The 16,307-nt window shown below is 65.3% G+C and carries 21 protein-coding genes; 14 read left to right on the top strand and 7 right to left on the bottom strand.

Features of this window, described 5'->3' with window-relative positions; all coding sequences use genetic code 11:
- The first annotated feature begins 7 nt into the window (after nt 1-7).
- The 5 genes from sdhA (at nt 8) to H1S04_RS04130 (ending at nt 3,669) form a co-directional block, all read left to right on the top strand.
- Nucleotides 8-1,852, top strand: coding sequence for a succinate dehydrogenase flavoprotein subunit (gene sdhA / locus H1S04_RS04150; protein ID WP_181744270.1), 1,845 nt, complete (start codon nt 8-10; stop codon nt 1,850-1,852).
- Nucleotides 1,852-2,217, top strand: coding sequence for a hypothetical protein (locus H1S04_RS04145; RefSeq protein ID WP_181744269.1), 366 nt, complete (start codon nt 1,852-1,854; stop codon nt 2,215-2,217). The genes sdhA and H1S04_RS04145 overlap by 1 nt, the downstream gene beginning before the upstream one ends.
- The gene (locus tag H1S04_RS04140) at nt 2,187-2,546 is read left to right on the top strand and encodes a hypothetical protein (protein WP_255435446.1); all 360 of its coding nucleotides are present in this window, start codon (nt 2,187-2,189) and stop codon (nt 2,544-2,546) included. Before H1S04_RS04145 ends, H1S04_RS04140 begins: the two co-directional genes overlap by 31 nt.
- A gap of 92 nt (nt 2,547-2,638) precedes the next feature.
- Entirely contained in the window at nt 2,639-3,418 is a 780-nt protein-coding gene (locus tag H1S04_RS04135) for a succinate dehydrogenase iron-sulfur subunit (protein WP_181744267.1), read from the top strand.
- A gap of 101 nt (nt 3,419-3,519) precedes the next feature.
- Nucleotides 3,520-3,669 (top strand): hypothetical protein, encoded by a 150-nt coding sequence (locus H1S04_RS04130; RefSeq protein ID WP_181744266.1) that lies wholly within the window; start codon nt 3,520-3,522, stop codon nt 3,667-3,669.
- A 253-nt stretch (nt 3,670-3,922) separates the two neighbouring features.
- Here the strand turns inward: H1S04_RS04130 and H1S04_RS04125 are convergent, their stop codons facing one another.
- A complete protein-coding gene (locus H1S04_RS04125) occupies nt 3,923-4,267 on the bottom strand; it encodes a helix-turn-helix transcriptional regulator (protein WP_181744265.1) in 345 nt (114 codons plus the stop codon).
- A 196-nt stretch (nt 4,268-4,463) separates the two neighbouring features.
- Between H1S04_RS04125 and H1S04_RS04120 the strand changes: the two genes are divergently transcribed.
- The 5 genes from H1S04_RS04120 to H1S04_RS04100 all read left to right on the top strand — a co-directional run bounded on the left by H1S04_RS04120 (nt 4,464) and on the right by H1S04_RS04100 (nt 7,136).
- Nucleotides 4,464-4,829, top strand: coding sequence for an AtpZ/AtpI family protein (locus H1S04_RS04120; RefSeq protein ID WP_181744264.1), 366 nt, complete (start codon nt 4,464-4,466; stop codon nt 4,827-4,829).
- Nucleotides 4,813-5,559, top strand: coding sequence for a F0F1 ATP synthase subunit A (locus H1S04_RS04115; RefSeq protein WP_370521459.1), 747 nt, complete (start codon nt 4,813-4,815; stop codon nt 5,557-5,559). Before H1S04_RS04120 ends, H1S04_RS04115 begins: the two co-directional genes overlap by 17 nt.
- A gap of 59 nt (nt 5,560-5,618) precedes the next feature.
- Nucleotides 5,619-5,843, top strand: coding sequence for a F0F1 ATP synthase subunit C (locus H1S04_RS04110; protein ID WP_101498791.1), 225 nt, complete (start codon nt 5,619-5,621; stop codon nt 5,841-5,843).
- A gap of 73 nt (nt 5,844-5,916) precedes the next feature.
- Entirely contained in the window at nt 5,917-6,582 is a 666-nt protein-coding gene (locus tag H1S04_RS04105) for a F0F1 ATP synthase subunit B' (protein WP_181744262.1), read from the top strand.
- Nucleotides 6,582-7,136, top strand: a complete 555-nt coding sequence (locus H1S04_RS04100) for a F0F1 ATP synthase subunit B (RefSeq protein ID WP_181744261.1) — start codon at nt 6,582-6,584, stop codon at nt 7,134-7,136. Before H1S04_RS04105 ends, H1S04_RS04100 begins: the two co-directional genes overlap by 1 nt.
- Nucleotides 7,137-7,210: 74 nt before the next feature.
- Here H1S04_RS04100 and H1S04_RS04095 read toward each other — a convergent pair whose 3' ends face one another.
- A complete protein-coding gene (locus tag H1S04_RS04095; RefSeq protein ID WP_255435445.1) occupies nt 7,211-7,567 on the bottom strand; it encodes a helix-turn-helix domain-containing protein in 357 nt (118 codons plus the stop codon).
- Nucleotides 7,568-7,687: 120 nt separating this feature from the next.
- Here H1S04_RS04095 and H1S04_RS04090 point away from each other — a divergent pair, with 120 nt between their 5' ends.
- Complete coding sequence (locus H1S04_RS04090; RefSeq protein ID WP_181744259.1) at nt 7,688-8,536, top strand: SDR family oxidoreductase; 849 nt, start codon at nt 7,688-7,690, stop codon at nt 8,534-8,536.
- Between the two features lie 66 nt (nt 8,537-8,602).
- Here the strand turns inward: H1S04_RS04090 and H1S04_RS04085 are convergent, their stop codons facing one another.
- Nucleotides 8,603-9,268, bottom strand: a complete 666-nt coding sequence (locus H1S04_RS04085; RefSeq protein ID WP_181744258.1) for an OmpA family protein — start codon at nt 9,266-9,268, stop codon at nt 8,603-8,605.
- Between the two features lie 217 nt (nt 9,269-9,485).
- On the opposite strand from H1S04_RS04085, the gene nth reads away from it, so the two are divergent.
- A complete protein-coding gene (gene nth, locus H1S04_RS04080; RefSeq protein ID WP_181744257.1) occupies nt 9,486-10,139 on the top strand; it encodes an endonuclease III in 654 nt (217 codons plus the stop codon).
- Nucleotides 10,136-11,131, top strand: a complete 996-nt coding sequence (locus H1S04_RS04075; protein WP_181744256.1) for an adenosine kinase — start codon at nt 10,136-10,138, stop codon at nt 11,129-11,131. The genes nth and H1S04_RS04075 overlap by 4 nt, the downstream gene beginning before the upstream one ends.
- Before the next feature lie 103 nt (nt 11,132-11,234).
- Here H1S04_RS04075 and H1S04_RS04070 read toward each other — a convergent pair whose 3' ends face one another.
- The 3 genes from H1S04_RS04070 to H1S04_RS04060 all read right to left on the bottom strand — a co-directional run bounded on the left by H1S04_RS04070 (nt 11,235) and on the right by H1S04_RS04060 (nt 13,897).
- Nucleotides 11,235-12,155, bottom strand: coding sequence for a prephenate/arogenate dehydrogenase family protein (locus H1S04_RS04070; RefSeq protein ID WP_181744255.1), 921 nt, complete (start codon nt 12,153-12,155; stop codon nt 11,235-11,237).
- The gene (hisC, locus tag H1S04_RS04065) at nt 12,152-13,255 is read right to left on the bottom strand and encodes a histidinol-phosphate transaminase (protein ID WP_181744254.1); all 1,104 of its coding nucleotides are present in this window, start codon (nt 13,253-13,255) and stop codon (nt 12,152-12,154) included. The genes H1S04_RS04070 and hisC overlap by 4 nt, the downstream gene beginning before the upstream one ends.
- A 93-nt stretch (nt 13,256-13,348) precedes the next feature.
- The gene (locus tag H1S04_RS04060; RefSeq protein ID WP_181744253.1) at nt 13,349-13,897 is read right to left on the bottom strand and encodes a nucleotidyltransferase family protein; all 549 of its coding nucleotides are present in this window, start codon (nt 13,895-13,897) and stop codon (nt 13,349-13,351) included.
- 97 nt (nt 13,898-13,994) lie between these two features.
- Here H1S04_RS04060 and H1S04_RS04055 point away from each other — a divergent pair, with 97 nt between their 5' ends.
- Complete coding sequence (locus tag H1S04_RS04055) at nt 13,995-15,281, top strand: O-acetylhomoserine aminocarboxypropyltransferase/cysteine synthase family protein (protein ID WP_181744252.1); 1,287 nt, start codon at nt 13,995-13,997, stop codon at nt 15,279-15,281.
- A 115-nt stretch (nt 15,282-15,396) separates the two neighbouring features.
- Here the strand turns inward: H1S04_RS04055 and H1S04_RS04050 are convergent, their stop codons facing one another.
- Nucleotides 15,397-16,221: an SIMPL domain-containing protein gene (locus H1S04_RS04050; RefSeq protein WP_181744251.1), complete on the bottom strand. Its 825-nt coding sequence runs from the start codon at nt 16,219-16,221 to the stop codon at nt 15,397-15,399.
- Nucleotides 16,222-16,307: the final 86 nt, after the last annotated feature.

Here is a 16,307-nt window from a genome sequence, read left to right as displayed (position 1 = left end):
GGTCGACATGTCCGAACACAAGCATGAAACCCGTCGCGACGAAGCGATTGCGGCGAAATACCCCTATCAGGTCCACGACTATGATGTGGTCGTGGTGGGGGCGGGCGGCGCGGGTCTGCGCGCGACGCTGGGCATGGCCGAACAGGGGCTGCGCACCGCCTGCGTGAGCAAGGTCTTCCCGACCCGTTCCCACACCGTCGCGGCGCAGGGCGGCATCGCCGCCTCGCTGTCCAACATGGGGCCGGACAACTGGCAATGGCATATGTACGACACCGTGAAAGGGTCGGACTGGCTGGGCGATACCGATGCGATGGAATACCTCGCCCGCGAAGCGCCCAAGGCTGTGTACGAGCTGGAACATTACGGCGTGCCGTTTTCCCGCACCGAGGAGGGCAAGATCTATCAGCGCCCCTTCGGCGGCCACACCACCGAATTCGGCGAGGGACCGCCGGTGCAGCGCACCTGTGCCGCCGCTGACCGCACCGGTCACGCCATCCTGCACACCCTCTATGGCCAGAGCCTCAAGAACAACGCGGAATTCTTCATCGAGTATTTCGCGCTCGACCTGATCATCACCGATGGCAAATGCACCGGCGTCGTCTGCTGGAAGCTGGACGACGGCACCCTGCATGTCTTCAATGCGAAAATGGTCGTGCTGGCCACCGGCGGTTACGGGCGCGCCTATTTCAGCGCCACCTCGGCCCATACCTGCACCGGCGACGGCGGCGGGATGGTCGCGCGCGCAGGCTTGCCGCTGCAGGACATGGAATTCGTGCAGTTCCACCCGACCGGCATCTACGGCTCGGGCTGCCTGATCACCGAGGGTGCCCGCGGCGAAGGCGGCTATCTGACCAACTCGGAAGGCGAGCGGTTCATGGAACGCTATGCGCCGACCTACAAGGATCTGGCGTCCCGCGACGTGGTCTCGCGCTGTATGACGCTGGAAATCCGCGAAGGCCGTGGCGTCGGTCCCGAAAAGGACCACATCTTCCTGAACCTGATGCATTTGCCGCCGGAAACCCTGCATGAACGCCTGCCGGGCATCTCGGAATCAGCGCGCATCTTCGCCGGGGTCGATGTGACCCGCCAACCGATCCCTGTGCTGCCGACCGTGCATTATAACATGGGCGGCATCCCCACCAATTATTGGGGTGAGGTTCTGAACCCGACGCCGGAACATCCCGACGCGATCTTCCCCGGCCTGATGGCGGTGGGCGAGGCCGGCTGCGCATCGGTTCACGGGGCGAACCGTCTCGGCTCGAATTCGCTGATCGATCTGGTGGTGTTCGGGCGCGCCGCCGCCATCAAGGCTGGCGAGGTGGTGGACCGCGCAGCACCGATCCCGGCGACCAACGTGGCCGCCGTCGACAAGATCCTCGAACGTTTCGACCGCATCCGCAATGCCAATGGCGGCACGCCCACGGCGGTTCTGCGCAACGAGATGCAGCGTACGATGCAGGCCGATGCTGCCGTCTTCCGCACCGACAAGACTTTGGCGGAAGGTGTTGAGAAGATGGAGAAAATCGCGTCAAAGCTGGACGACCTCCACGTGACTGACCGAGGGTTGATCTGGAACACCGACCTGATGGAAACGTTGGAACTGACGAACCTCATGCCCAACGCGCTGGCGACCATCGTCGCCGCCGAGGCCCGCAAGGAATCGCGCGGCGCCCATGCGCATGAGGACTACCCGGACCGCAATGACGAGGAATGGCGCAAGCACAGCCTTGCGTGGGTTGATGGCAACAACGTGACGCTGGCCTATCGGCCCGTGCACCTTGAACCGCTGACGAAAGAATCAGAAGGTGGTATCGATCTGAAGAAGATTGCACCGAAGAAAAGGGTTTACTGATGCGTCTGATCCTCTCGCTTGGTGTCGTGTCGCTGGCCTTGGCCGGCTGCGTGGCCCCTGTCACCACTCCGCCGACTGCGCCCGTCGTCAATCCGCCGCCGGTCGCCCCGCCGACCAGCACGCTGGACAGTTCGACCCGCGCAATCGCCCGCGATGTCGTCAATCGGGAAATGGCCAAGCGCCTGCCGGGCCGCAACGTTGCGCCCTATACCGATTGCGTGGTCAACAATGCCTCGATGGCGGAAGTCGCCGACATTGCGGCGCGCGGTGTGAACGACAGCACTTCGGCGGCCTCCTCGGTGGCGGTGATCGTGCAGCGTCCCCAGACGACGCAATGCATCGCCAAGGTCGCGGCGACCGCCTGATGCGGGGCGCGGCGATCATGTCGCTGCTGATCGGCCCGGTGGCGCTCGCCGCCTGCGGGCCGATCCCCTTGCCCCAGGCCGAGCGGGTCTGCATGGAGGACGCCTATATGGCCCGTGCCCCGCGCGGGTCGGTGGGGGTGGGTATCGGCAGCGGCGGGCATAGCCGCGCCTACGGCTCATTCGAGATATCGGTCTCGTCCGATTACATCATGGGGCGCGATCCTGCCGAGGTTTACGCCACCTGCGTCAAACGCCGGTCGGGCTATCCGCCCTCGCGCCCGCTTTACGAACACCCCGGCTGGGAAGGCTATCGCCCGGCACGGAAATGAAACCGGGCTTCGGCCCAACCGTGCCGCAAGGCATGGATCTACCCTGACGTCGCCTTCCAGGTCCGCATGACCCAGAAGCAAGGAGCCTGAGCATGGTCGAATTTTCTCTGCCCAAGAACAGCCAGATCCGGGTTGGCAAGACCTGGCCGAAGCCGGAAGGCGCCACGAATCTGCGCAAGTTCAAGATCTATCGCTGGGACCCGGACACGGGCGAGAATCCGCGGCTCGACACCTATTTCGTCGATATGGACCGCTGCGGCCCGATGGTTCTGGACGCGCTCATCAAGATCAAATCCGAAATCGACCCGACGCTGAGCTTCCGGCGCTCCTGCCGCGAAGGCATCTGCGGCTCCTGCGCGATGAATATCGATGGCGGCAACCATCTGGCCTGCATCTACGGCATGGACGAGATCAAGGGCGACGTGAGCATTTATCCGCTGCCGCATATGCCGGTGGTCAAGGACCTGATCCCGGACCTGACGCATTTCTATGCCCAGCATGCCAGCATCAAGCCCTACCTGATCACCCATTCGCCCGAACCGCCGAAGGAATGGCGCCAGTCGATCGAGGATCGCAAGAAGCTGGATGGTCTGTATGAGTGTATCATGTGCGCCTCCTGCTCGACCTCTTGCCCCAGCTATTGGTGGAATGGCGACCGTTATCTTGGGCCGGCGACGCTTCTGGCGGCCTATCGCTGGATCATCGACAGCCGTGACGAGGCTACGCCCGAGCGGCTGGACGCGCTGGAAGATCCGTTCAAGCTGTATCGCTGCCACACGATCATGAACTGCACCAATACCTGCCCCAAGGGGCTGAACCCGGCCAAGGCGATTGCCGAGATCAAGCACATGCTGGTCGACCGTATCGTCTGATCCGGCCGGGCGCTTTTGCCGCAGGCGCGAATGCCGCGCCGCAGTTGAACATGCTGCGGCGCGGCATTATTTTTGCGCCCGTGGGAGGAACCATGATATCCGTGAGGTTCACGATGAAGCCCGCCAACGCCCCCGCTGCGCCCAAACGCGACGCCGACAGAACCGAGGCGCTTGCCGTTCTGGAAGTGATGTTCGGCTATTACGACCACAACCCGCTGCCGCTGGAAGCGCCGCTGGCACGCGCCGCTTGACCCAGACCGGCGCGGGGATTGCCGCGCCGGCTCTCATTTCGCCAAGCCGCCATTGCGGATGATCCTTCGCATCGCCTCATTGTCTGCGCTGTCGGCCATGATGCCGGGCGCGCGCGTCCAATCCGTCCATCAGCCGTTTCCGGGGCCGGCGATGGGAACGACTGATGACCCGGCACCGCCACATTCAGCGCCGCCGGGACACCGGGACAGCCAGCAGAAAGCGGCGGACAGGCCGTAACGGTCGCGCTGCACATCAGCCGGATGGGCCTTCTTCCAGAACCTCCTGCAGAAAGCGTTCGAAATCGTCGAGATCGACCGGATCGAACTGGCCGAAGCCCTGCATCCAGATGGAGGCGCGGCGCAGCCCGTCGGGTTCGATCTGACACCAGGTGATGCGTCCGCGTTTTTCCTGGCGGATCAGCCCGGCCGCCGCCAGCACCACAAGATGCTTGGAGACGGCGGCGAGGCTCATCTCGAACGGGGCGGCGACATCGGTGACGGCCATGTCGTCTTCCAGCAGCATCGACAGAATCCGCCGCCGGGTTGGGTCGGCAAGGGCCGAAAAGATCTGGTCCAGATGCGGCTGGGGGTCGGACATCGAAGAATAAATCGCCCTGATACTCAACTTTGCGGTTGAATTATGATCCGGTCCGGCGGTCGGCGCAACCCCGCAACGCGCCGCAGGACGAGGAAAATTGCAATGAAATTCAATGAATTGCCGTGGGGGGTGTTGTGCTTGACTCGGGGCCGTCCGCCCCCTATCACCCGGCCCTGAGATAACGGGGGTGTGAGACTTGCCCAATCGCGACCACGGCGGCCCTGATCCTGACAGGCTGCGGCGTCTGGAGGAGCGATTGGCGCAGGTGACCGCCCCCAAGACGCCCTCGCAGACGGCGATCACGCTGAATCACGCCGACACGGCGTGGCGCATGGTGATCGAGCTGGTCTCGGGACTCGGGATCGGGTTCGGGATCGGCTATGGGCTGGACTGGTATTTCGGCACCATGCCGATCTTCCTGATCCCGTTCCTGCTTGCGGGGCTGGCGGCCGGCATCAAGGTGATGCTAGGCACCGCCCAGGAAATGCAGCGCAAGGCTGCGGCGAACATGCAGGGAGACCTGCAAAAGACGAGGGATGACACACGTGGCGACGGAAGCTGACACCGGCCTTGCCTTTCACCCGATGGAACAGTTCGTGGTCAAGCCGCTGTTCGGCGACGGCCCGATCTATTGGTACACCCCGACCAACGCGACACTGTGGATGGGCCTGACCCTGCTGGCGATCATCGCGCTGCTGGTGTTCGGTACGCGCGGCCGCGCCATCATCCCCAGCCGGGTCCAGTCGATCGCGGAAATGCTGTATGGCATGGTCCACAAGATGGTCGAGGACGTGACCGGCAAGGACGGTCTGAAATATTTCCCCTTCGTGATGACGTTGTTCTGCTTCATCCTGTTCGCCAACTATCTGGGGCTGCTGCCGAAAAGCTTCTCGACCACCTCGCAGATCGCGGTCACGGGCGTGCTGGCGCTGATGGTCTTCGTCGGCGTCACCGTGCTGGGCTTCGTCAAGAACGGCACCCATTTCCTGGGTCTGTTCTGGGTCAATTCGGCGCCCCTGGCGCTGCGGCCGGTGCTGGCGGTGATCGAGCTGATCTCGTATTTCGTGCGCCCGGTCAGCCACTCCATTCGACTTGCCGGCAACGTCATGGCGGGTCACGCGGTGATCAAGGTGTTCGCGGCCTTCGCCGCCATCGCCTGGATCGCGCCGCTGGCCGTGCTGGGTATCGTCGGCGTTTATGCGCTGGAAGTGATGGTCTGCATCATCCAGGCATATGTCTTCACCATTCTGACCTGCGTCTATCTGAAGGACGCGCTGCACCCGTCGCACTGACGGGTCTGCAAGGTCGGTTCATCAATCCAACCATTCCATAGCCTCAAGGAGCAATAACAATGGAACAAATGGGTCAGTATCTCGGCGCGGGTCTCGCTTGCATCGGTATGGCGGGCGCCGCCATCGGGGTGGGCAACGTTGCCGGCAACTACCTGTCGGGCGCTCTGCGCAACCCGTCGGCTGCCGCTTCGCAGACCGCCACGCTGTTCATCGGCATGGCTTTCGCCGAAGCTCTGGGCATCTTCTCGTTCCTGGTCGCGCTGCTGCTGCTGTTCGCAGTCTGATTTCTGCCATCCTTGCGGTTGGGTGGGGGCCGTGCCCCCACCCGATTGTGACTTGAAAGGCCAGAGGTAGGACATGTTCAGCCTGTTGCAACAGGCGGCCAGCACAGCCGCCGAAACCGATACCCACGCGGCCCCCGCCAATGCCGAAGCCGCCGCCGCTGCTGCGGCCGGTCAAGGTGCCGACGCGGCCCATGCCGTTGAAGCGGCAGGCGCTGCGGCCCATGCGGGCGAAGCAGCCCAAAGCGCGGGCATGCCCCAGCTCGACGTTTCGACCTTCGGCAACCAGATCTTCTGGCTGCTGGTCACGCTGGCCGTGCTGTACTGGGTGCTGTCGAAAGTGGCGTTGCCGCGAATCGGCGCCATCATTTCGGACCGTCAGGGCGCCATCACCGGCGATCTGATGCAGGCCGAGGAATTCAAGAAAAAGGCCAAGGACGCCGAGGCGGCCTATGGCAAGGCGCTTGCCGATGCCCGGACCGAGGCCGGCAAGATCATTGCCGCCCAGAAGGCCGAGATCCAGACCGAACTGAATACCGCCATCGACAAGGCCGATGCCGAGATTTCGGCCCGCGCCGGGGAATCGGAAAAGCGCATCGCGGCGATCCGTGACAGCGCCACCGCCGATGCCCGCAGCGTCGCCCGCGAGGTCACCGCCGAACTGGTGCGCGCCTTTGGCGGCAAGGCGGATGAAGCGGCCATCGACGCGGCTGTCGATGCGCGTCTGAAAGGGGCTGCGTGATGAAGAAACTCGCCATCCTGCTGTCTCTGACGGCCTCGCCCGCGCTTGCCGCGTCGGGTCCGTTCTTCAGCCTGCGCAATACCGACTTCATCGTCACCATCGCCTTCCTGATCTTCATCGGCATTCTGGTCTACTACAAGGTGCCGCAGATCATCGGCGGCCTGCTGGACAAGCGCGCCGAGGGCATCCGTGCCGATCTGGAGGAGGCCAAGCGCCTGCGCGAAGAAGCGCAGGAGATCTATGCCTCTTACGAGCGTCGCCAGCGCGAGGTGAAGGGCCAGGCCGATGAGATCGTCGCCAATGCCAAGCGCGAGGCGCTTGCCCAGGCCGACAAGGCCAAGGCCGATCTGGAGGCTTCGATCCAGCGCCGCCTGAAAGCGGCCGAGGATCAGATCGCCTCTGCCGAAGGCGACGCCGTGCGCGCCGTGCGCGACAGCGCCGTCGCCACCGCCGTGGCTGCCGCCAGCGCCGTTCTGCGTCAGCAGGGCGTTGTGTCGGACCGCAGTGCAGACATTGACGCCGCCATCAACGAAGTGGCGCAGCGCCTGCACTGATACCGATCCCGAGGGACAGGGATCAAAGGCCCGGCCGCGCAAGCGTGCCGGGCCTTTTCGTCAGCCGCGGCGGGTTACGCCGCGCGATTCGCCCAACCCGCCGCGATCCGGGGCAGGCGGGTCTCGATCCAGTCGGCTAACAGGCGCACTTTCTCGGCCGCCTCCATGCCCAGTGGCGTCAGCCGGTAATCGACATGCGGCGGCACGACGTCATGGGCGATGCGCAGGACAAGCCCGTCGGCCTCCAGCCATTGCAGGGTCTGGGCCAGCATCCGTTCGCTGACGCCGCCGATGGCGCGCTTCAACTGGCTGAAGCGGCGGGTCTCACCATCTTCCAACGCGATCATCACCAGCACGCCCCAGCGGCTGGTCAGGTGCTTCAGCACCTCGCGCGAGGGGCATTCTGCCGCCATCAGGTCGCCTCGGCGCATTTTTTCTGACAGGGTTTCAGGCTGCTGCATCTTTTTTCCATACTTACAGAAACGTTCGTACTTACGAATTATAAGTAATGCGTCTACATCGATTTCACCAGAACCGAAAGGAATAACGATATGACCATTGCAGTGACGGGCGCGACGGGCCAGCTGGGCCGCCTTGTGATCGCCGATCTGAAAGCGAAAGTTCCAGCCAGCGACATCGTCGCGCTGGTGCGCGATCCGGCCAAGGCCGCCGATCTGGGTGTGCAGGCGCGCGCTGCCGATTACGGCGCGCCCGCGGCACTGGAGGCGGCGCTGAAGGGCGTGGAAACGCTGCTGTTGATCTCGTCGAGTGAGGTCGGGCAACGCGCGGTGCAGCATCAGAACGTCATCGACGCCGCCAAGGCGGCTGGCGTCGGGCGCATCGTCTATACCAGCCTGCTGCATGCCGATACCTCGCCCCTCAGCCTTGCGGCCGAGCATGTGCAGACCGAAGCGGCGCTGAAAGCCTCGGGCATTCCGTTCACCATTCTGCGCAATGGCTGGTATACCGAGAATTACACCGGTTCCGTCCCCGCTGCGGTGGCCCATGGGGCGCTGGCGGGCAGCGCGGGCGAAGGTCGGATCGCCTCGGCGACGCGTCAGGATTTCGCCGAGGCGGCCGTCGCGGTGCTGACCACCGAGGGGCATGACGGCAAGACCTATGAGCTGGCGGGCGATGATGCCTGGACATTGGCCGAGCTCGCAGCCGAGGTTTCGGCCCAGACCGGGCGCGACATTCCCTATCACAACCTGCCCGAAGCGGAATATGCCGCCGTGCTGACCGGGGCCGGGCTGCCGGAAGGGCTGGCGCAGGCGATTGCGGGCTGGGATGTCGGGGCGTCGAAAGGGGCACTTTACGACACCAGCGGCGATCTGAAGCGGCTGATCGGGCGCCCCACCACGCCGTTGAAAGATGCCGTTGCGGCCGCCTTGAAGGGCTGAGAGCCTTGGCAGGAAAGCAGAAAGGCCGGGCGACATGCCCGGCCTTTCGCATTCATGCCTGACCGATCACCTGGTCGGGCGGATCAGGATTTCCACGCGGCGGTTCTGGCTGCGGCCCTGCTGGGTGTCGTTGCTGGCGACCGGCTGGCTTTCGCCACGGCCGACCATGACCAAGCGCTGCGGCGACACGCCCGAGGCGGTCAGGATGCCGCCGACCGACTGCGCCCGGCGCTGCGACAGATCCAGGTTATGCGCGTCCGAGGCGGTGGAATCGGTGTGACCGTAGATTTCCACGCGGCTGTTCGGATACTGGTTCAGGCTCTGCGCCAGACCATACAGGTCGTTCTGCGCCTGGCCGGACACGGCGGCGCTGTCCGAGGCGAACAGCAGACCCGAGGGCATGATGACCTGCAGGTAGTCGCCCCGGTTGATGATCTGCACGCCCGGCGAGGTCATCACCTGACGCAGCTGCTTTTCCTGCGCCTCGAGGACGTTGCCCGCGACGGCGCCGGCGGCGGCGCCCAGCACGGCGCCCTTCAGGAAGTCCTTGCCCTGGTTGTTCTTGTCTTTATCCCGGCCTGCGGCCAACGCGCCCCCGGCCACGGCGCCGATCAGCGCGCCCTGCTGGGTCTTGCTGAGGGTCGTGCCCATCGTGCCGTCGGGGTTGGTGGCGCATGCGCCAAGCGCCATCACGCCGGCGGCGCCCAGAAGAAGGGAAACACGCATATTCATCTACTTGCCTTTCAGTCGGTTGATCGCTCGGCCCCGGCCGGGGTCTGGCTTGTTCCGCAAACGCACGCACCCTCGCACAGGTTCCCTCCATTGCCTAGGCGACAAGCGGTCAGAGCGCTGATTATCGGTCACAACTTCCTGAAAAACAGCCAGTGCCGGGCGCGCGAAATCGCGATCTGCGCTTGATCTGCCTTCCCCCTGCGGGCAAGAGGCGGCCATGGCCCGTTTGCCCATCCCCTTGCCCTATGCCCAGCAGGTCGCGATCTTCTCGCGGCTGCGCGATGCCGACCCGGCGCCGGTCACCGAATTGCACCACGAGAACGCCTTTCAGCTGCTGGTCGCGGTGGCGCTGTCGGCGCAGGCGACCGATGCGGGCGTGAACCGGGCGACCAAGGACCTGTTCGCCATCGTGAAGACCCCGCAGCAGATGCTGGATCTGGGCGAGGACGCCCTGCTGGACCACATCAAATCCATCGGCCTGTTCCGTCAGAAGGCGAAGAACGTGATGAAGCTGTCGCGGCGGCTGGTGGAGGAATACGAGGGCGAGGTCCCGTCCAGCCGGGCGGCGCTGATGTCGCTGCCGGGGGTGGGGCGCAAGACCGCCAATGTGGTCCTGAACAGCGTCTTCCACGTCCCCGCGCAGGCCGTCGACACCCATATCTTCCGCGTCGGCAACCGCACCCGCATCGCCCCCGGACGCGATGTCGCCGAGGTCGAGCGTGCCATCGAGGACAATGTCCCCGCCCCCTTTCAGCAGAACGCGCATCACTGGCTGATCCTGCACGGACGCTATGTCTGCCAGGCGCGGCGGCCGCGCTGCTCCATCTGCCCCATCAACGAACTCTGCCCATTCGAGGAGAAGACCGAATGACCGGATTCCATGTCATCGGCATCGGCAATGCCATTATCGACATCATTCAATCGACCGGGGATCAGGACCTGATCGACATGGGCGTCGAGAAGGGGATCATGCAGCTGGTCGAACGCGAGCGGTCGGAGTTTCTTTTGGCCCAGCAGGCGCGGCGCGGCAAGGCGCGGCTGGTGCCGGGCGGATCGGTGGCCAATACGCTGGCGGGCATCGGCCGGATGGGGCTGAAAACTGCCTTCATCGGCCGCGTCGCCGATGATGAGCTGGGTCAGGCTTACGCCCATGACACCGAGGCCGAGGGCACCCGTTTCATCAACCCACCCGTCTCGGGGGGCAATTTGCCGACCTCGCGCTCGATCATCTTTGTGACCCCGGACGGCGAACGCTCGATGAACACCTATCTGGGCATTTCGGCCAATCTCGGCCCCGATGATGTTGCCGAAGATGTGTTCGCGGGCAATAGATGGCTGTTCCTCGAAGGCTACCTGTTCGACAAGCCGGCGGGGAAGGCGGCGTTCCTGGCGGCGGCCAATGCCTGCCACCGCGCGGGCGGGCAAGCGGGCATTGCGCTGTCCGACCCGTTCTGCGTCGACCGTCACCGCGGTGATTTCCGCAGGCTGGTCTCCGAAACGATGGATTACGTCATCGGCAATGCCCATGAATGGGAATCGCTGTATCAGACCAACCTCGACGAGGCGCTGCAGCAGGCCACCGCCGATTGCGGCACGGTGATCTGCACGCGATCGGGCGATCCGGCGATCCTGATCCGGGGCAATCAACGCATCGAGGTGCCGGTGCACCGGATCACCCCGGTCGATGCGACGGGCGCAGGGGATCAGTTTGCCGCCGGCCTGATCTTCGGCCTCGCATCGGGGGTTGATCTGGAAACAGCCGGCCGCATGGCGGTCATGGCCGCCTCCGAGGTCATCAGCCATGTCGGCGCCCGGCCCGAGCGCAGCCTGTTGGCCGATTTCGAGGCGGCGGGCCTCATCTGAGATCACCTCTCGGGCCGCGCGGCCCGATGGATATTTGGACCAGAATGAAAGCCGCTTTCGCTTTGGTCCCAATATCCCGGGGTCCGGGGCAGAGCCCCGGCCGTCAGTCCTTCTTCGCGCCGCGCCCGAAGTCGGGGGCCGAGGTATCCTGCCCGGCCTCGATGATGCCGCGGCGGATGGCGCGGGTGCGGGTGAAATAATCGTGCAGCTGCTCGCCGTCGCCCATGCGGATGGCACGTTGCAACATGAACAGTTCCTCGGTGAAGCGCCCGAGGATATCCAGCACAGCATCCTTGTTGGTCAGGAACACATCGCGCCACATGGTCGGGTCCGAGGCGGCGATCCGGGTGAAGTCGCGAAAACCGGCGGCGGAATACTTGATGACCTCGGATTCCGTCACCCGTTTCAGGTGATCGGCGACGCCCACCATCGTATAGGCGATCAGGTGCGGGGTGTGACTGGTCACCGCCAGCACCAGATCGTGATGGGCGGGGTCCATATCCTCGACATTGGCGCCGAGCGCGCGGATGAAGCGGCGCAGGCGCGAGAGCTGTTCGGGGTCGGTGTCGGGCAGGGGCGTCAGCAGCCACCAGCGGTTCTGGAACAGTTCGGCAAAGCCGGAATAGGGGCCGGAATGTTCGGTGCCGGCCAGCGGGTGGCCGGGGATGAAGGTCACGTTCTCGGGCAGATGCGGGGTGACCTGGGCGATCACCTCCTGCTTGACCGATCCCACATCGGTGACCACCGCGCCCGGTTTCAGATGCGGCTTGATTTCCGCCATCACCTTGCCCATCGCCCCCACCGGCACGCAGAGGACCACCAGATCGGCATTGCGCACGGCGGCGGCCGCATTGTCGACGACCTCATCGACCAGCTTCAGATCGCGGGCGGCGGCGCGGGTCTTGGCGCTGCGCGAGGTGCCCGAAATCTTGCCGGCGACGCCGGCCTCGCGCGCGGCAAGCGCGATGGAGCCGGCGATCAGGCCCAGCCCGATCAGGGCGACCTTGTTGTAGATCACGCTCATGCTTGAGCCCTCTCGGTCATGAAACGGCCAATGACATCGGCGACGCGGCGGCAGGACGGCTCGTCCCCGATGGTGATGCGCAGGCAGTTGGGCAGGCCGTAGCCCGCCACCTTGCGCACGATCAGCCCGTCGGCCTTCAGCGCCTCGTCGCAGGCGTTGGCGGTTGCCTCGTCCCGGAAACGGGCGAGGAGGAAGTTGGTATGGCTCTCGTCACATTCCACGCCCAGATCCAGCAGCGCCTTGCGCAGCCAGTGCCGCCATTTGGCGTTTTCGGTCTGGCAGCGGGTGAAGTGGTCGCGGTCGCGCATCGCGGCCTCGGCTGCCGCCAGCTGGACCACGGACAGGTTGAACGGCTGGCGGACGCGGTTCATCACATCGATCAGGTCGCGCTGCGCATAGCCCCAGCCGATCCGCAATCCGCCCAGCCCGTAGATCTTGGAGAAGGTCCGGGTGGACAGCACATTCGGGAATTCGTCGGCAAGCGCGAAGTCCAGCCGGAAATCATCGCCCGCGAATTCGGTATAGGCGCCGTCATGGACCAGCAGGACATTGCCCGGCAGGCCTTCAGCCAGACGCCGCACCTCGGCTTCGGTCAGCAAGGTGCCGGTCGGGTTGCCCGGATTGGTCAGAAACACGATCCGGGTCCTGTCGGTGACCGCGTTCAGGATGGCGTCGACATCGACGCGCCGTTCGATTTCGGCGACGATCACCGGTAAAGCACCCGCCGCGCGGGCGAGGATCGGATACATCGAAAAGCCGTGTTCGGTCATGATGACCTCGTCCCCCGGCCCGGCGAAGCACTGGGCGGCGAATTGCAGCACTTCATCCGAGCCCACGCCGCAGATGATCCGGTCGGGATCGAGGCCGTGGACCTCGGCAATGGCGGCGCGCAGACTGGCGTGATCGGTATTGGGATAGCGGTGCATCTGAGGGGCGGTGCGGGCAGCGGCCTCGCGCGCCTTTTCGGAAGGCCCGTAGGGATTTTCGTTCGAGGACAGTTTGACCACGTGCTCATGCCCGGCGATCTGCGCCGCACCGCCCACATAGCGGGCGATGTCCATGATGCCGGGTTGCGGCTGGATGCGGAGGGTGTCGGTCATGGCGGGACTCCTGTCAGGCAGGGCCGTCTTATCCTTGCCGCAAGGCATTGGAAAGCGCGCGAAAGCAGGGCGGCCCGGGCTGTGGCAATCCTGTCAGGGCAGGTCCGAGGGGCGGTCGATATCGCGCAGCTGATGCGCGGGCGCGGTGACATATTGCCGGGCCGGCAGGTCCCGCAGCAGCGCGCCTGCGCCCCGGTCGCCGGTCAGCCGCTGCAGCCGGGGAAACCACGCCGCCGGGAAGACGGCAGGGGGCAGCGGAGAAGCCGCGCGCGCACAGGCGGGCAGCGTCGTCATTGCGGCCATGACGGCGCGGTGCAGGTCGGGGGTGACGAAGGGCATATCCGCAAGTGCGATCAGCAGACCGGGGGCGCTTGCGGCCCATCTTACGGCCATGCGCAGGCTGTCACTTTGCTGATCTTGACACAGGGCAATCTGGTAGCCGTTGGGTAGCAGATCGGCTTGGGCGGCATCGCGCAGCACCGCGAGGCAAGGGCCGGGGGCGGCGTCGCGCAGGGCGCGTGCCGCACGGGTCAGCACCGGCTGGCCGCCGCAATCGGCGCGCAGCTTGTCCGACCCGAACCGGGTGGAGCGGCCCGCCGCCAGCAGAACGGCGGCAATGGAAAGGGGGCTGGGGCTGGCCATCCGCGGCAGGTTAGCAGTCCCTGTCCGCGCCTGCCAGTTCGCCGTTGCGCGGGGGGCGTGGCGCGCTAAGCTCGGCCCGCATCACAGGGGAACCACCATGACCGAGACCTTAGGCTTTGACACCCGCGCCGTTCACGCCGGCAGCGCGCCCGATCCTGCGACCGGGGCGCGGCAGGTGCCGATCTACCAGACCACCGCCTATGTCTTTCGCGACGCCGATCAGGCGGCCCGGCTGTTTGGCTTGCAGGAGGTCGGCTATATCTATTCGCGCCTGACCAATCCGACCATCAGCGCCCTGCAGGCGCGCGTCGCGGATCTGGAAGGCGGTGCGGGGGCGGTATGCTGCTCATCCGGTCATGCGGCGCAGATCATGGCGCTGTTCCCGCTGATGGCGCCGGGAAAGAATATCGTGGTCTCCACGCGGCTTTACGGCGGCACGGTCACCCAGTTCAGCCAGACCATCAAGCGCTTCGGCTGGTCGGCCAAATTCGTCGATCTGGATGATCTGGAGGCCGTGCGGGGCGCCATCGACGACAATACGCAGGCGATCTTCTGCGAGTCGATCTCGAATCCCGGCGGCTATCTGACCGATATTCCGGCCATTGCGGCCATCGCCGATGCAGCGGGTCTTCCGCTGATCGTCGACAACACGCTGGCCACCCCCTATCTGTGCCGCCCGATCGAGATGGGGGCGACGCTGGTCGTCCACAGCCTGACCAAATACATGACCGGCAACGGCACCGTGACTGGCGGCGCGGTCGTGGACAGCGGCAGGTTCGACTGGTCGGCCAGCGGCAGGTTCCCATCCCTGTCGGAGCCCGAGCCCGCCTATCACGGGCTGAAATTCCAAGAGGCGCTTGGCCCCATGGCCTTCACCTTTCACGGCATCGCCATCGGGCTGCGCGATCTGGGCATGACCATGAACCCGCAGGGCGCGCATTACACGCTGCTGGGGATCGAGACCCTCGGCCTGCGGATGCCGAAGCATGTCGCCAACGCGCAGAAGATCGCGGAATGGCTGGAGACGGATCCCCGCGTGAGTTCGGTCAGCTATGGCGGGCTGGCGTCCTCGCCACGCGCGGAGGTGGCGGCCCGTGTCTATCCGAAGGGGGCTGGGGCGCTGTTCACCTTTTCACTGACGGGCGGCTATGACGCGGCGGTGAAACTGGTCGACAATCTGAAGCTGTTCAGCCATGTCGCCAATCTGGGCGATGCGCGATCGCTGGCGATCCATTCGGCCTCGACTACCCACAGCCAGTTGACCGATGCCCAGAAGATCGCGGCGGGTGCAGGCCCCGACGTGGTGCGCCTGTCCATCGGGATCGAGGATGCCGACGATCTGATCGCCGATCTGGATCAGGCGCTGGCGGCTGCCTCGGACTGAGGCATGAACCGAAAAGACCCGGCCGGGAGGATGCACCGGCCGGGTCTTCCCTTGCACGCCCCGGGGCGCGCATCGCAATTCCGCCGCGCGCCCGACAGGCGGCGGCGGAGAAGTCTCAGTTCGCCGGGGCCGTCTCGCCGTCGGGGGCGGGTGCGCCCGGGGCTGGGGCATCCGTCCGGCTCGGCATCGGCATGGGGCAGGCTTCGCCGCCTATCAAAGCATAGGTCACCTCGACATCGGCAGTGAAGGCCACTTCGCCACCCTCGACGGGGACGCTTTGTGCTGCGGCATCGGCGGTCATGGCGCGCATCATCACCGGCTCGGGGCCGGGGATGCGTTGTTCTGGCTCGCCCATGCGGATGATCGGTCCCAGTTCCAGCCCGGCGGCCTTGGCCATGACCTCGGCGCGGTGGGTGGCGTCGGCGACCGCCTTGCCAAGCGCCTCATCCTCGGTGGCCTGCGAATCCTCGCGAATGAAGCGGATGCCCTGCATCTCGTTCGCGCCGGCGGTGACGATGCTGTCCAGCACCTCGCCCACGCGGGCGATGTCGGTGACGCGCACGGTCAGCATGTTCTGTGCCATGTAGCCACTCACGGTGGCGGGTGCGTTTTCGGGATAGTTCATCATCGGGTTCAGCGTCAGCCCCGAGGTCTGCACATCCCCCCCTTCGACGCCCGCGCTCTTCAACACCTCGAGCACTGCCTGCTGCCGGGTTGAATTGTCGGTCATCGCCTGCGCCGCCGTGGGCGCCTGCGTGGTGACCCCAAGCGAGATCATCACCTGATCGGGGGCCACGCGCGATTCGCCGTGACCCGCAACCTTAAGAACGCCCGGATGCCCGCAACCGCCCATGCCCATCTCCATACCCTTGTCGCCGTGTCCGCCCGGTGCGGCGAGGGCAGGGCTGGCCAGAAGGGCAGCGACAACCGTTCCGGCCAACATTGCGCGCACGCGGCGAATTCGACGATCTGACATTCTGCAACTCCGTGTTAACTGTCCGGCGGCAACGCGCCGCTCGGGGGTTT

Source organism: Paracoccus sp. S1E-3 (genome assembly GCF_013868135.1).
Taxonomy (GTDB): Bacteria; Pseudomonadota; Alphaproteobacteria; order Rhodobacterales; family Rhodobacteraceae; genus Paracoccus.
This window is presented reverse-complemented; position numbering and strand designations above follow the sequence as displayed.

Bases quoted from the DNA above. Each gene is read 5' to 3' on its own strand.
- sdhA (WP_181744270.1), top strand. From the start codon at position 8: ATGTCCGAACACAAGCATGAAACCCGTCGCGACGAAGCGATTGCGGCG.
- H1S04_RS04145 (WP_181744269.1), top strand. From the start codon at position 1,852: ATGCGTCTGATCCTCTCGCTTGGTGTCGTGTCGCTGGCCTTGGCCGGC.
- H1S04_RS04140 (WP_255435446.1), top strand. From the start codon at position 2,187: ATGCATCGCCAAGGTCGCGGCGACCGCCTGATGCGGGGCGCGGCGATC.
- H1S04_RS04135 (WP_181744267.1), top strand. From the start codon at position 2,639: ATGGTCGAATTTTCTCTGCCCAAGAACAGCCAGATCCGGGTTGGCAAG.
- H1S04_RS04125 (WP_181744265.1), bottom strand. From the start codon at position 4,267: ATGTCCGACCCCCAGCCGCATCTGGACCAGATCTTTTCGGCCCTTGCC.
- H1S04_RS04110 (WP_101498791.1), top strand. From the start codon at position 5,619: ATGGAACAAATGGGTCAGTATCTCGGCGCGGGTCTCGCTTGCATCGGT.
- H1S04_RS04105 (WP_181744262.1), top strand. From the start codon at position 5,917: ATGTTCAGCCTGTTGCAACAGGCGGCCAGCACAGCCGCCGAAACCGAT.
- H1S04_RS04100 (WP_181744261.1), top strand. From the start codon at position 6,582: ATGAAGAAACTCGCCATCCTGCTGTCTCTGACGGCCTCGCCCGCGCTT.
- H1S04_RS04095 (WP_255435445.1), bottom strand. From the start codon at position 7,567: ATGCGCCGAGGCGACCTGATGGCGGCAGAATGCCCCTCGCGCGAGGTG.
- H1S04_RS04090 (WP_181744259.1), top strand. From the start codon at position 7,688: ATGACCATTGCAGTGACGGGCGCGACGGGCCAGCTGGGCCGCCTTGTG.
- H1S04_RS04085 (WP_181744258.1), bottom strand. From the start codon at position 9,268: ATGAATATGCGTGTTTCCCTTCTTCTGGGCGCCGCCGGCGTGATGGCG.
- nth (WP_181744257.1), top strand. From the start codon at position 9,486: ATGGCCCGTTTGCCCATCCCCTTGCCCTATGCCCAGCAGGTCGCGATC.
- H1S04_RS04075 (WP_181744256.1), top strand. From the start codon at position 10,136: ATGACCGGATTCCATGTCATCGGCATCGGCAATGCCATTATCGACATC.
- H1S04_RS04070 (WP_181744255.1), bottom strand. From the start codon at position 12,155: ATGAGCGTGATCTACAACAAGGTCGCCCTGATCGGGCTGGGCCTGATC.
- hisC (WP_181744254.1), bottom strand. From the start codon at position 13,255: ATGACCGACACCCTCCGCATCCAGCCGCAACCCGGCATCATGGACATC.
- H1S04_RS04060 (WP_181744253.1), bottom strand. From the start codon at position 13,897: ATGGCCAGCCCCAGCCCCCTTTCCATTGCCGCCGTTCTGCTGGCGGCG.
- H1S04_RS04055 (WP_181744252.1), top strand. From the start codon at position 13,995: ATGACCGAGACCTTAGGCTTTGACACCCGCGCCGTTCACGCCGGCAGC.